This window comes from Amycolatopsis oliviviridis, assembly GCF_014654365.1.
Classification (GTDB): Bacteria; Actinomycetota; Actinomycetes; order Mycobacteriales; family Pseudonocardiaceae; genus Amycolatopsis; species Amycolatopsis oliviviridis.
Map to the genome: position 1 here is coordinate 20,366 of NZ_BNAY01000011.1, position 12,528 is coordinate 32,893.

Genomic DNA, 12,528 nt, shown 5'->3' on the forward strand with positions numbered 1-12,528 from the left:
CTCCTCGGCGTCCGCTGGGACTGGTCCGGTGCGCGCGAACGCGCACATGGGTTTAGCAGCTGCTGAATTCTATGGGACAGCGAACGGCGGCCCCCGATCACCCTCGGGCTGGGCACACCGTCACTCAGGAGTGCGAAAAACGCGCTCTACGCCGTAAACAAGGTGCTGGAACGAACACTGCGTTCCATGAGAGCTCCCTTGGTGTCGTGATGCGAGCGGCGTCGTTCCCGCGACTCTACGTGGCCGCGGCCCGGGAAGCCATCGCATTCGTGTACACGCAGATCGCGGCGGCCGTCGCGAGGTTCAGACTCTCCGCCCGGCCGTACATCGGGATCTTGACCGCGAGGTCGACCGTCTCCAGGACGGCGGGCGGCAATCCGTGCGCCTCGTTGCCGAACACCCACGCGGTGGGCTCGTCGAAGCTCACTTGATCGAGTTCGGTGTCGGCGTAGCCGTGCGCGCCGATCGTGCGGAGACCGGCGGCGGAGCAGGCCTTCAAGGCCGCGTCGACGTCCCGGATCCGAGTGATGGCGGGGTGGAACAGGCTGCCGGCGGCCGCGCGGACGCATTTGCCGTTGTGCGGGTCGACACTGTCCCCCGCGAGGACGACCGCGTCGGCACCGGCGGCGTCCGCGACCCGGATCACGGTGCCCGCGTTGCCGGGGTCCGCGACATCGACGAGGACGACGACGAGCTTGGCGCCCGGCTTGAGGACGGTCTCTTGTGGACGGTCGACGAGCGCGCAGACCGCGACGATGCCCTGCGGTGTCACGGTCTCGGACAGCCCGTCGGCGGCGCGATCGGTGATCGGCGAGACCGGGACGCCTGCCTCGCGCGCGGAGGCGAGCAGGTGCTCGTGCTGCGCGGCGGCGCGTTCGGTCACGAACAGCTCGTACACCTTGCCACCGTCTTCGAGGGCGGCCTCGACGGCGTTCGCGCCCTCGGCGAGGAACCGGCCGGTCTTCTCCCGCTCGGCCCGGCGGGTGAGCTTGCGCGCAGCAACAACCCGGGGCGTCCGTTCGGTGAACGGAGCCGCCCCGGGTTGCGGAAGAGCGCTTTCGCCGGTCAGGCCGACTTCTTCTCTTCGGTGTTCACGTTCGCCTTGGCCAGCTCGGCCAGCGCGGTGAACGCGGCGGCGTCGTTGACGGCGAGGTCCGCGAGGATCTTGCGGTCGACCTCGACACCCGCGGCCTTGAGGCCCTGGATGAACCGGTTGTAGGTCACGCCGTTGGCGCGGGCCGCCGCGTTGATGCGGGTGATCCACAGCTGGCGGAAGTCACCCTTGCGGGCACGACGGTCCCGGTAGGCGTAGTTCAGCGAGTGAAGCGTCTGCTCCTTCGCCTTGCGGTACAGCCTCGAACGCTGGCCGCGGTAGCCGCTGGCGAGCTCGAGAGTCGCGCGACGCTTCTTCTGGGCGTTGACAGCCCTCTTGACGCGTGCCACTGGTCCATCCTGTCGATCTGGGGGCGCGGCGGGCGCGCCCGGGGTTTACAAGTGCGGGGGTGTCAGCGGCCGAGAAGGCGCTTGACGCGGCCGACGTCGTTCTTGGCGATCTCGGTCGTGCCTTCGAGGCGACGGGTGAGCCTGTTGGACTTCTTCTCCATCAGGTGGCGGCGGCCGGCCTTCTGGCGGCGCAGCTTGCCCGAACCCGTGACGCGGACACGCTTGGACGTCCCGCTGTGCGTCTTCATCTTCGGCATTACGTTGTCCTCTTTCGTGCGGCGGCACACCGGGGTGCTCCGGTGTGCCGCTGACATGTGCTGGTCGGCGCTACGCGTCGGCGGGCGGCTCGGACGACTCGTCCTTGGCTGCCTTCGCGGCCTTCTGCGGCTTCACGTTCTTGTGCGGGGCCAACACCATGATCATGTTGCGACCGTCCTGCTTCGGCGACGACTCGACGAACCCGAGTTCGGTCACCTCGTCGGCGAGCTTCTGCAGCAGCCGGAAACCGAGTTCCGGCCGGGACTGCTCGCGACCGCGGAACATGATCGTGACCTTGACCTTGTTGCCTGCCGCCAGGAAGCGCGACACGTGACCCTTCTTGGTCTCGTAGTCGTGCTGATCGATCTTCGGCCGCAGCTTCTGTTCTTTGATGACGGTGAGCTGCTGATTGCGGCGGGACTCGCGGGCCTTCTGCGCGCTCTCGTACTTGAACTTGCCGAAGTCCATGAGCTTGCATACGGGCGGGCGTGCCTGCGGAGCGACCTCGACGAGATCGAGATCGTTCTCCTGTGCCAGCCGCAGCGCATCTTCGATCCGGACGATGCCGACCTGTTCACCGGCCGGTCCGACGAGGCGGACCTCCGGAACCCGGATTCGGTCGTTGATGCGTGTCTCGGAGCTGATGGGGCCTCCCTGGTTCGAGGTAAATTCTTCTACCGTTTCGACCTGGTGCCCACATGCCGAAGGCCCCGGTACCGTGAGGTACGCGAGGCCCACTCATTCCGATCGCGTTCAGTCTCCAGAACCGAACGCACCGCCGCCGACGCCCGAAATCGTCTTTGGCGAGACCGGACCCGGACACCTGGTGTTGCGGCGGTGACACGGGTGGGAGCGGGGCTCCACTTGCCGCCCCCGATCGCTCGGGGGCTGGTCGCTCGTGGAAGGGTACCAGACGTGTCAGATGAACCCGTTCAGCAACCCCCGTATTCCCCGGACGTCCGCGACCTGGAGGACATCCCGAGCGTCGAGGTGATCAGCAGGGCGGCCGTCATGCTGCTCTCCGCCGGCGCCGAACGACTCGGCCTCGCGGGCGAGGATCCGGCCAGCTCACCGCACCGCGACCTCGACGAGGCCCGCCGCCTGATCACCGCCCTCGCCGGGCTGGTGACCGCTTCGGCAGAGTACCTCGGCCTGCACGCCGGCCCATTGCGTGACGGCCTGCAGTCGTTGCAGAAGGCCTTCCGTGAGGCTTCGGCCGTGCCGGACGCTCCTGGGCAGGGGCCGGGCGAGAAGTACACGGGCCCGGTCTACTAGGCGCGCTTCGCCTGCCTTCAAGTGCAATGAAGGGGCCTTTCATAGCAAATTTTGCTATGAAAGGCCCCTTCATTGCACGCACGCTTGGCGCCGCCGCGACTGGCAGCTAACATTTCAGATGTGAGTGGGTTAGCGAAGGTGCCGAGGTCCCTCCTCAGGGACGAGGCCTACGAGAACATCCGCCGGGCGATCATCGACGGGACGCTGCCGCCGGGGACGAACCTGCGCGACGGCGACCTCGCCGATCAGCTGGGGCTTTCCCGGGCGCCCGTGCGCCAGGCGCTGCTGCGGCTCATCGAGGACGGCCTCGTCGAGTCGAAGCCGCAGAGCTACACGCGCGTGGCCGGGTTCGTGCCCGACGACGTCCGCGACGCACTCCAGCTCGTGCGCGCGCTGCACGAGTTCGCGGTCCGCGCGGGTGCGCCGCGGATGGGGCCCGCCGAGGTCGCGGCGATGCGCGCGGCCAACGACCGGTTCGCCGGCGCGATCGCCGCCGGGGACATCGCGGCCGCGATCGCCGCCGACGACGAGCTCCACGACGTCCCGGTGGCGGCCGCGCGCAACCGGGCGATCGCCGCGACGCTGGCCCGCTACACACCGCTGCTCCGGCGCCTCGAATACGCCCGCTTCGGCTCCCTGCCCGCACACCGGTCGGTCCAGCGGCACGCGGAACTGGCCGACGCCATCGAAGCGGGCGACGTCGACGCGGCCTGCGCGATCACCGCCACGATCTGGACCGAACTCGAAGCCCTCCTGGAGACGCCATGACCCTCGCCGACTTCCCGCGCTACCCGCTGCTGTTCGGCCCCTCCCCCGTCCACCCGCTCGAACGGCTCACCGCGCACCTCGGCGGGGCGAAGGTCTGGGCGAAACGCGAGGACGTCAACTCCGGGATCGCGTTCGGCGGCAACAAGACCCGGAAGCTCGAATACCTGGTCGCCGACGCGATCGCCACCGGGGCGGACACGCTGATCTCGATCGGCGGCGTGCAGTCGAACCACACCCGCCAGGTCGCCGCGGCCGCCGCGCGGGCCGGGCTCAAGGCCGTGCTGGTGCAGGAGAGCTGGGTCGACTGGAACGACCCGCTGTACGACAAGGTCGGCAACATCCAGCTCTCGCGCATCCTCGGCGCGGACATCCGGATGGTCGACGCCGGATTCGGCGTCGGCTTCAAGGAGAGCTGGGAGAACGCGGTCAAGGAGATCGAAGCGGGCGGCGGGAAGCCGTACGCGATCCCGGCGGGCGGATCGGACCACCGCCTCGGCGGGCTCGGTTTCGCGAACTGGGTCGTCGAGCTCGAAGCGCAGGAAGCCGAGCTCGGCGTCTTCTTCGACACGGTGATCGTCTGCTCGGTCACCGGCAGCACGCAGGCCGGGATGGTCGCCGGGGCCGCCCTGTCAGGCAGGCCGCGGCGGATCCTGGGCATCGACGGATCGGCGAAACCGGCCGAGACCCGGGATCAGATCACCCGCATCGCCCGGGCGACCGCCGAGCTGATCGGCGCAGGTGAGATCGGCGAGGTCGAACTGGACGAGCGCTACCACGCCGGGATCTACGGCATCCCGGACGAATCCACTTTGGACGCGATCAGGACGCTGGCGCGGCTGGAGGGTGTCCTCACGGATCCGGTGTACGAAGGCAAGTCGATGGCGGGGCTGATCGACCTCGTGGCCCGCGGTGAGATCTCGCGGGACTCGAACGTGCTCTTCGCGCACCTGGGCGGGCAGCCCGCGCTGAACGGGTACACGAGCGTCCTCTAGCTCCGAAGTGTCATGAAAGGTCCTTTCCTGACGAAAGACGTCAGGAAAGGACCTTTCATGACACACGCGCGGGGATCAGTCCACCACGGCCAGGACGTCGATCTCCACCAGCAGTCCGGCGGGCAGGCCGACGTACACGGTGGTGCGGGCCGGGTGCGGGGCCTCGCCGATCAGCTTGTTGTAGACCTCGTTGAACACGCCGAAGTGGTCGACGTCGGTCAGGTACACGCGCACCATCACCGCGTCGGCCAGGCTCGAACCGGCGGCCTCGAGCACCGCTTCGATGTTCTTGAAGGTCTGCTCGGTCTGCTCGCCGACGGTCTCGCCGACGATGGCGCCGGTGGCCGGGTCGAAGGCGACCTGGCCGGCCACCTGCAGGATGTTGCCCTTGCGGACCGCCTGCGAGAACGCGGCCACCGGCTTCGGCGCGTTCTCCGTGCTGATCGCGGTCTTGCTCATTCCAACTTCCCCTTTCGGTTCCCCGTCCATCCACTGTGGACGGAAGCTTCTTCGGTGGCGGCGGCGAGTTCGGGCACGAGCCCCATCAGGCCGTCGTAGTCCAGCAGTACCTTCGGCACCGATATCGACGCGGCCGCCAGCACGACGCCGCCCGGGCCGCGGACAGGCGCCGCGATGCAGTGGATGAAGTCTTCGTGTTCGGCGTTGTCCACCGCGTAGCCGCGGTCGGCGACGAGCGCGAGTTCCTTCTGGTACGCCTCTGCCGTGGTGATCGTGTTCGGCGTGCGGACGAAGAAGTCGATCCTCGACACCACGTCCGCCTGCTTCTCCGGTGTCATCGCCGCGACGAGCACCTTGCCGACGGCGGTGCAGTGCAACGGCGCGCGCTTCCCGATGCGGGAGTACATCCGCACCGAATGCCTGCCCTCGAACTTGTCGATGTAGACGACCTCGCCGTCCTCATAGGACGCGAGGTGGATGGTGTGCCCGGTGCGCGCGTTGAGCCCGGCGAGCGCCGATTGCGCGGTGCGGCGGACGTCACGGTCCTCCAGTGCCTGCTGCGCGAGGTCGAACAGCGCACTGCCCAGCCGGTAGTACCGCTGCCCTTCCCGGCGCACGAAATGGTGCGTCTCCAGGGTGCGCAGCAGGCGCAGCACGGTCGACTTGTGCACGCCGATCTCCTCGGCGAGCTGATCGAGCGTCTTCGGCTCGCGGGCGAGTCCGCTCAGCAGCGTCAGCGCCCTGTCCAGGCTCTGGCTCATCCGCCCACCAATCCCTTGTCCGTCAGCTTGGCCGCCGCCCATGCTGCCTCATCCGCCCCGAGGAGCGTCTCGACCACGGATTCGGGCAGCGGCGTCCCCACGTCGTCGTGGGTCAGCAGGGTGGCGGCGGCCTGGAGGTGACCGCGCCGCAGCCGCGTCGCCGGGGCGTCGCCGCGCAGGACGGCGGCGAGGAACCCGGCCGCGAACGCGTCACCGGCGCCGACCGGCTCCACGACGTCGACCTGGAGCGCGGGCGAGAACAGGGGTGCCGCGTCACCGTCGATCAGGGTCACGCCGCGTTCCCCGTGCTTGAGGACCAGCGTCTTCGGTCCGGGCAGCGCGGCGCGAAGCCGCTCCGGGTCGCCGGTCCCCCACACCCGCTCGGCTTCGTCCTCACCGGCGAGCACGATGTCGGCGCGGGCGGCCAATTCGGCCAGTACCGAAGGATCGCGTCCGGTCCACAGGGCGGGCCGGAAGTTCACGTCGAACGACACCAGCGTGTCGCCGCGCGGGCGTTCCATCAGGGCGCGCACCAGGTCGAGGCAGCCGTCCGACAGCGCCGGCGTGATCCCCGACAGGTGGATGACGCGCACGCCGTCGAGATCGAGTTTCCCGAGCAGCCCGGCGTCCATTCCGGACGCGGCCGAGCCCTTGCGGTAGTACCGCACGGGACTGCCCTGAGCTCCGCTTTCCTTGATGTAGAGCCCGGTCGGCCGCGTCGGGTCGACCATGACCGCGCTGACGTCCACCCCCGCGGCGGCGATCTCGCGCACCAGCGCACGGCCGAACGGGTCGTCCCCGACGGCGCTCACCCACGCGCTGGCGAAACCCAGCGCCGGGAGATGGCAGGCGACGTTCGACTCGGCCCCGCCGATCGTCCGCACCCACTTCCGCACCTCGTCGGGCGGCCCGGATTCGGCCGGTACGAACAAGGCCATCGACTCCCCGATGCACAAAACGTGGGGCGCGCTTGTCACCTTCGCGTCTCCTAGTCGTCACGCCGTTGACCTCTAGCGGACCGGATGCTACACCTATCCCACGCAATATGCGCAACGTCCGTTGCAACATACGCAACCGAGGTGAACCTCATGTTCGAAGCCGGCACCATCGATTCCGCCGCGGTCGCGGCCGTCCGGGAGGAGCGCGTCGACTGGCGCTTCCGCTCGGTCGCGCCTTCGCTGACGGGTCTCACGATCGGCGAGGCCGCCGCCCGCGGCGCGAAGCTGTTCGAAGACGGCTTCCTCGGCCCGTTCGTCGTCCTCGACGAAGAAGCCGTCGAACACAACCTGCGCACGATGGCGGGCTGGTGTGCCGAGCGCGGTGTCGCGCTGGCCCCGCACGGCAAGACGACGATGGCGCCGCAGCTGTTCGAACGGCAGCTGAAGCACGGCTCGTGGGGCATCACCTGCGCGAACGCCGGGCACCTGCGGATCTACCGGGCCTTCGGGGTCTCGCGGATCCTGCTGGCGAACCAGCTGCTCGACCCGTCGGGCCTGAAGTGGCTCGCCGCCGAACTGGACGCCGACGACGACTTCGAGTTCGTCTGCTGGGTCGACTCGGTCCGCGGTGTCGAGCTGATGACCGAAGCCCTGAGCGGTGCCCGCCGGAAGGTCGACGTCCTCGTCGAACTCGGCGCCGAGGGCGGCCGCACCGGTGTCCGCGACACCGAGACCGCGCTCGCCGTCGCCGAAGCCGCGCACGCGAGCCCGGCCCTGCGGCTGCGCGGCTCCGGCGGTTACGAGGGCGCCCTCTCCCACCACACCGACGAGAAGTCGCTCCAACTGATCAGCTCCTATGTGGACGGTCTGCGCGAACTCGTCTTCGCCTTCCACGACAAGGGTCTGCTCGACGACGCCGGGCAGATCATCGTCACCGGCGGCGGCAGCGCGTACTTCGACCGCGTCGCCGACGAGCTCACCAAGGACTGGGGCGGCCTGGACGTCCTGCCGATCCTGCGCAGCGGCGCCTACGTGACCCACGACGACGGCTTCTACCGCGTGATCTCCCCGCTGGGCGAGCACCCGCGCATCGACGGCGTCGCCTCGTTCCGTCCCGCGCTGCGCGCCTGGGCACAGGTCACGTCGAAGCCGACGGACAAGCTCGCGCTGCTCACCATCGGCAAACGGGACGCCTCCTTCGACGAAGGCATGCCCGAACCGCGCCTGATCCGCAAGAGCGACGGGTCACCGTCCGCGCTCGAAGGTCATTCCATCCAGAAGATGAACGACCAGCACGCCTTCCTCACCCTGCCCGCGTCGTCACCGGTCGAGGTCGGCGACTGGATCGCCCTCGGCCTGTCGCACCCCTGCACCGTGTTCGACAAGTGGCCCCTCATCCCGGTCGTCGGCCCCGACGGCGAGACCGTGCTCGATTTCGTCCGCACGCATTTCTGATCCGTCCTCCACCGCCGCAGAGGAAGAATCATCATGGACATCGTCGTCCGCTCCGCTCTGGTCGCCGACGGCACCGGGGATCCGCTCACCAGGCACGACGTGGGCATCTCCGGTGGCCGGATCGCCAGTGTCGCCGAACCAGGCTCGCTCGCGGGCCGCCGCACCATCGACGCCGAAGGACTCGTGCTCGCGCCCGGGTTCATCGACATGCATTCGCATTCCGATCTCCAGCTGCTCGCCAATCCGGATCACCTCGCGAAGCTCTCCCAGGGCGTCACGACCGAGGTCCTCGGGCAGGACGGGCTCTCCTACGCGCCCGTGAACGACGACGTCCTCGTGTCGCTGCGCCAGCAGCTCGCCGGGTGGAACGACGATCCGGCGGGCTTCGACTGGAACTGGCGCTCGGTCGGCGAATACCTCGACCGGCTCGACGCCGGGGTCGCGGTCAACGCCGCCTATCTGGTGCCGCAGGGCACCGTCCGCATGCTCACCGTCGGCTGGGAAGACCGGCCCGCCAGCGAAGCCGAGATGAACGCGATGAAGGAACTCATCGCGACCGGACTGGCCGAGGGCGCGATGGGCATGTCGTCCGGGCTCACCTACACGCCGGGCATGTACGCGACGACCGAAGAGCTCGTCGAACTGTGCCGGGTCGTCGGGGAGAACGGCGGCTTCTACAGCCCGCACCACCGCAGCTACGGCAAGGGCGCGCTCGAAGCGTTCGGCGAGATGGTCGACGTCTCCCGCCGCTCGGGCTGCCCGCTGCACCTCGCGCACGCCACCATGAACTTCTCGGTGAACAAGGGCAAGGCGGGGAACCTGCTGGAGCTGCTCGACCAGGCGCTCGACGACGGCTGCGACATCACGCTCGACACCTATCCCTATCTTCCCGGCGCCACCTACCTTTCCGCGCTGCTGCCGAGCTGGTCCACCGAAGGCGGGCTCGACGCCACGCTGGCCAGACTGTCCGATGTGGACACCCGCGAGCGGATCCGCGCCGAGATCGAGGAGACCGGCTCCGACGGCGCGCACGGCGTGCCGATCGACTGGGAGGCCATCGAGATCAACGGTGTCCGCCGGGACGAGAACTCCCACCTCGTCGGGCATTCCGTCGCGGCGTCCGCGCAGCGCGCCGGGAAACCGGCCGCGGAACTGTACTTCGACGTCCTGCTCTCGGAGAAGCTCGGCACGTCCTGCCTGATGCACGTCGGGCACGAGGAGAACGTCCAGGCGATCATGCGGCACCGCACGCACACCGGCGGCAGTGACGGGCTCCTCGTCGGCGCGCGGCCGCATCCGCGCGCCTGGGGCACGTTCCCGCGCTATCTCGCGCGCTACGTCCGCGAACTCGGCGTCCTCGACCTCGCCGAATGCGTCGCCCACCTCACCGGCCGCGCGGCGCAGCGCCTGCGGCTGACCGACCGGGGTCTCGTCCGCGCCGGATATGCGGCCGACCTCGTGCTGTTCGACCCGGAAACCGTCGCCGACACCGCCACGTTCGACGAGCCGCGGCAGCAGGCCGCCGGTATCCCCCATGTCTTCGTCAACGGTGTCGCCGCCATCGACGATGGTCAACCGACCGGCGCCCTCGCCGGCCATTCACTGCGGAACCCCGGGAGTGCCCGATGATCGACTGGCTCCAACATTCGACGGGAGGTCTCCTGACCCTCGCCGCCGTCTCGATCGCGGTGTTGTTGTTCCTCATCATCAAGGTCAAACTGGAACCCTTCATCGCGCTGATCGTGGTCGGCCTGCTGACCGCGCTGGCCGCCGGCCAGCCGGTCGTCCAGATCGTCGGCTCCGCGCAGAAGGCGTCGGACTCCCTGCTGGAAAAGGGTTTCGGCGGAATCCTCGGGCATATCGCCGCGATCATCGGGCTCGGCACCATCCTCGGGTCCATTTTGGAGCGTTCCGGTGGGGCGAAGGTCCTCACCGGCGCGCTGCTGCGGGCCATCGGCGAGAAACGGGCCCCGCTGGCGATGGGTCTCGCGGGCTTCGTCTTCGGTATCCCGGTGTTCTTCGACATCGGCATCTTCGTGCTCGCGCCGCTGGTCTACGTCGCCGCCAAACAGGGCGGCCGTTCGCTGGTGCTCTACGCGCTGCCGCTGCTCGCCGGCCTTTCGATCACGCACGCTTTCCTCCCGCCGCACCCCGGTCCGGTCGCCGCGGCGGGCCTGCTGCACGTGGAACTCGGCTGGATCATCCTGATGGGCCTGGTCTGCGGTATCCCGGCGTTCCTCGTCGGCGGTGTGCTGTATTCGACCTGGATCGGCAAGCGCGTCGACGTGGCGGTCCCCGCGGAGTTCCTGGTCGCGGAAGAAGAGGGCGAGAAGGAGGAGAACCCGCCGTCGCTCGGACTGGTGCTGGGGATCATCGCGGTCCCGCTGGTGCTGATCCTCGCCGGGACCTTCGGCAGCATCTGGCTTCCCAAGGAGTCCGCGCTCGCCGGCGTCGCCGCGTTCATCGGCACCCCGGCGGTCGCGCTGACGATCTCGGTACTGCTCGCGTCGTGGCTGCTCGGCCTGCGCCGGGGCTTGACGGGCAAGGATCTGAGCGAACTTTCGGCGAAGTCGCTGCGCCCGGTCGCGATGATCCTGCTCGTGGTCGGCGCGGGCGCGTTCTTCGGCGCCGTGCTGGCCGCGACGGGGATCGGCAAGGCCGTCGCGGGTTCCCTCGACAACGCCGGTCTCCCGGTCATCCTGGCGGCCTACGTGATCAGTTGCGGTATGCGCATCGCGCAGGGTTCGGCGACGGTCGCGATCGTGACCACGAGCGGCATCGTCGCGCCGACGGTGGCGACGCTGGGCTACTCGCAGATGCAGCTCGCGCTGCTGGTCGTCGCAATCTCGGCCGGATCGATCATCGCCTCCCACGTCAACGACGGTGGTTTCTGGATCATCTCGCGGTACTTCAACATGTCCGTCCCGCAGACCCTGAAAACCTGGACCGTATTGGAAACCGTCCTTTCCGTTTCCGGTTTCGGCGTGGCAGCATTGCTCATGGCAGTGGTTTAAACCACCTGAAAGCTGGGAGAGATCACGATGACCGGACTCGATCGACGCACCTTCCTCGGCGCCGTCGGAGCGGCTGGGCTCACCACCGTTCTGGGTTCCCACCTCGCGAACGCCTCCGAACAGACCTGCGGACCGAAGGGAACCGGGGCCATCTACATCAGCAGCTACACCAGTTCCGGGCACGGGCTCGATGTCGCTCACCGGGACGCGACCACGAACGCGGTGGTCGTCGACCGGACTATCCCGGGAGTCAGCAACGCTTCCTGGTTCGACATCAGCGCCGACCGCAAGACGCTCTACGTCACCAATGAGGACGAGAACGGTCAGATCTCCGCGCTCAGCCTGGCCGATCCGGCGAAACCCAAGCTGCTCAACAAGAAGTCGGCGAAGGGCCAGCACCCGACACATCTGAGCGTCCACTCGAGCCAGAAGTACGTGCTGGCCGCGAACTACAGCAGCGGCAGTGTCGTCGTGCTCCCGATCCTCGCGGGCGGGAAACTCGGCGACGTCGTCGATCTGGCCCAGCACAAGGGCGCCGAACGGGCCGCGCACGCCCACCAGGTGGTCAACGACCCCACCGGCAAATGGGTGCTCTCGGTCGACCTCGGCGCTGATTCGGTCTACGTCTACAAACTCGACGTCGCCACCGGGAAGCTGAAGCTGAACCAGCAGCTGAAGCTCCCGTCGGGCGCCGGGCCGCGCCACCTCGCCTTCCACCCGAACGGCAGGTACGCGTACATCCTCGGCGAGCTGCGGGCCGAGGTGACCGTCGCGGCGTGGGACCCGGCCACCGGGAAACTGACCGCCGGGCAGGTCGTCGCGGCCGTTCCGGCGGGCACCCCCGGCGCGCAGTACCCGGGCGAGATCACCACGTCCAAGGACGGGAAGTTCGTCTACGCGTCCGTGCGCGGTTCGGACACGATCGCGTCGTTCGGCGTCGGCGAGGACGGGAAGTCGTTGCAGCTGCTGAACAACGCGCCCGTCGGCGGCGTCTACCCGCGCCACATCACCCTGGATCCGACCGAACGCTGGTTCTACGTCTCCAGCGACAAGTCCGGCACGCTCAGCTGGCTGCCGCGTGATCCCGCCACCGGTCTCCCGGGGGCCGTCGCCGGGAAACTGGCGCTCCCCCAGGTCAATTCCGTCTTTTTCGCATAAGGAGAAA

At 68.7% G+C, this 12,528-nt stretch carries 14 protein-coding genes; 7 read left to right on the plus strand and 7 right to left on the minus strand.

Translation table 11 applies throughout. The features are described 5' to 3' along the window. Positions 1–235: 235 nt before the first annotated feature. The 4 genes from IE302_RS36100 to infC form a co-directional block, all read right to left on the minus strand. Positions 236–1,069 (minus strand): TrmH family RNA methyltransferase, encoded by an 834-nt coding sequence (locus tag IE302_RS36100; protein WP_191259193.1) that lies wholly within the window; start codon positions 1,067–1,069, stop codon positions 236–238. Then, a complete protein-coding gene (gene rplT, locus IE302_RS36105) occupies positions 1,066–1,443 on the minus strand; it encodes a 50S ribosomal protein L20 (RefSeq protein WP_005163284.1) in 378 nt (125 codons plus the stop codon). The genes IE302_RS36100 and rplT overlap by 4 nt, the downstream gene beginning before the upstream one ends. A gap of 62 nt (positions 1,444–1,505) precedes the next feature. Then, a complete protein-coding gene (rpmI, locus tag IE302_RS36110) occupies positions 1,506–1,700 on the minus strand; it encodes a 50S ribosomal protein L35 (protein WP_007028043.1) in 195 nt (64 codons plus the stop codon). A gap of 70 nt (positions 1,701–1,770) precedes the next feature. Further along, positions 1,771–2,346: a translation initiation factor IF-3 gene (infC, locus tag IE302_RS36115; protein ID WP_051071860.1), complete on the minus strand. Its 576-nt coding sequence runs from the start codon at positions 2,344–2,346 to the stop codon at positions 1,771–1,773. Between the two features lie 270 nt (positions 2,347–2,616). Here infC and IE302_RS36120 point away from each other — a divergent pair, with 270 nt between their 5' ends. From IE302_RS36120 to IE302_RS36130, 3 genes are all read left to right on the plus strand, one after another. Further along, complete coding sequence (locus tag IE302_RS36120) at positions 2,617–2,976, plus strand: DUF1844 domain-containing protein (protein ID WP_191258952.1); 360 nt, start codon at positions 2,617–2,619, stop codon at positions 2,974–2,976. Between the two features lie 120 nt (positions 2,977–3,096). Further along, on the plus strand, positions 3,097–3,744 hold the full coding sequence (locus IE302_RS36125; protein WP_191258953.1) for a GntR family transcriptional regulator: 648 nt from the start codon (positions 3,097–3,099) through the stop codon (positions 3,742–3,744). Beyond that, entirely contained in the window at positions 3,741–4,736 is a 996-nt protein-coding gene (locus tag IE302_RS36130; RefSeq protein WP_191258954.1) for a 1-aminocyclopropane-1-carboxylate deaminase, read from the plus strand. The genes IE302_RS36125 and IE302_RS36130 overlap by 4 nt, the downstream gene beginning before the upstream one ends. A gap of 75 nt (positions 4,737–4,811) precedes the next feature. On the opposite strand, the gene IE302_RS36135 is transcribed toward IE302_RS36130, so the two are convergent. From IE302_RS36135 to IE302_RS36145, 3 genes are read right to left on the minus strand one after another with little or no spacing between them, the layout of a single operon-like run. After that, a complete protein-coding gene (locus tag IE302_RS36135; protein WP_020629655.1) occupies positions 4,812–5,195 on the minus strand; it encodes a RidA family protein in 384 nt (127 codons plus the stop codon). Further along, the gene (locus IE302_RS36140) at positions 5,192–5,956 is read right to left on the minus strand and encodes an IclR family transcriptional regulator (RefSeq protein ID WP_191258955.1); all 765 of its coding nucleotides are present in this window, start codon (positions 5,954–5,956) and stop codon (positions 5,192–5,194) included. The genes IE302_RS36135 and IE302_RS36140 overlap by 4 nt, the downstream gene beginning before the upstream one ends. Further along, on the minus strand, positions 5,953–6,894 hold the full coding sequence (locus IE302_RS36145) for a sugar kinase (protein WP_229908154.1): 942 nt from the start codon (positions 6,892–6,894) through the stop codon (positions 5,953–5,955). The genes IE302_RS36140 and IE302_RS36145 overlap by 4 nt, the downstream gene beginning before the upstream one ends. 150 nt (positions 6,895–7,044) lie before the next feature. Between IE302_RS36145 and IE302_RS36150 the strand changes: the two genes are divergently transcribed. From IE302_RS36150 to IE302_RS36165, 4 genes are read left to right on the plus strand one after another with little or no spacing between them, the layout of a single operon-like run. Further along, entirely contained in the window at positions 7,045–8,349 is a 1,305-nt protein-coding gene (locus tag IE302_RS36150) for an amino acid deaminase (RefSeq protein ID WP_191258957.1), read from the plus strand. Positions 8,350–8,382: 33 nt separating this feature from the next. Next, on the plus strand, positions 8,383–9,978 hold the full coding sequence (locus IE302_RS36155) for an N-acyl-D-amino-acid deacylase family protein (protein ID WP_191258958.1): 1,596 nt from the start codon (positions 8,383–8,385) through the stop codon (positions 9,976–9,978). Then, complete coding sequence (locus IE302_RS36160; RefSeq protein ID WP_191258959.1) at positions 9,975–11,363, plus strand: GntP family permease; 1,389 nt, start codon at positions 9,975–9,977, stop codon at positions 11,361–11,363. The genes IE302_RS36155 and IE302_RS36160 overlap by 4 nt, the downstream gene beginning before the upstream one ends. 27 nt (positions 11,364–11,390) lie before the next feature. Further along, positions 11,391–12,521, plus strand: a complete 1,131-nt coding sequence (locus tag IE302_RS36165; protein WP_191258960.1) for a lactonase family protein — start codon at positions 11,391–11,393, stop codon at positions 12,519–12,521. The last annotated feature ends 7 nt before the right edge of the window (positions 12,522–12,528 follow it).

What these genes read in the sequence shown, in the direction of transcription:
- IE302_RS36150 (WP_191258957.1), top strand. Translation starts at nt 7,045, where the DNA reads ATGTTCGAAGCCGGCACCATCGATTCCGCCGCGGTCGCGGCCGTCCGG.
- rpmI (WP_007028043.1), bottom strand. Translation starts at nt 1,700, where the DNA reads ATGCCGAAGATGAAGACGCACAGCGGGACGTCCAAGCGTGTCCGCGTC.
- IE302_RS36135 (WP_020629655.1), bottom strand. Translation starts at nt 5,195, where the DNA reads ATGAGCAAGACCGCGATCAGCACGGAGAACGCGCCGAAGCCGGTGGCC.
- IE302_RS36140 (WP_191258955.1), bottom strand. Translation starts at nt 5,956, where the DNA reads ATGAGCCAGAGCCTGGACAGGGCGCTGACGCTGCTGAGCGGACTCGCC.
- IE302_RS36145 (WP_229908154.1), bottom strand. Translation starts at nt 6,894, where the DNA reads ATGGCCTTGTTCGTACCGGCCGAATCCGGGCCGCCCGACGAGGTGCGG.
- IE302_RS36160 (WP_191258959.1), top strand. Translation starts at nt 9,975, where the DNA reads ATGATCGACTGGCTCCAACATTCGACGGGAGGTCTCCTGACCCTCGCC.
- IE302_RS36165 (WP_191258960.1), top strand. Translation starts at nt 11,391, where the DNA reads ATGACCGGACTCGATCGACGCACCTTCCTCGGCGCCGTCGGAGCGGCT.
- IE302_RS36155 (WP_191258958.1), top strand. Translation starts at nt 8,383, where the DNA reads ATGGACATCGTCGTCCGCTCCGCTCTGGTCGCCGACGGCACCGGGGAT.
- IE302_RS36130 (WP_191258954.1), top strand. Translation starts at nt 3,741, where the DNA reads ATGACCCTCGCCGACTTCCCGCGCTACCCGCTGCTGTTCGGCCCCTCC.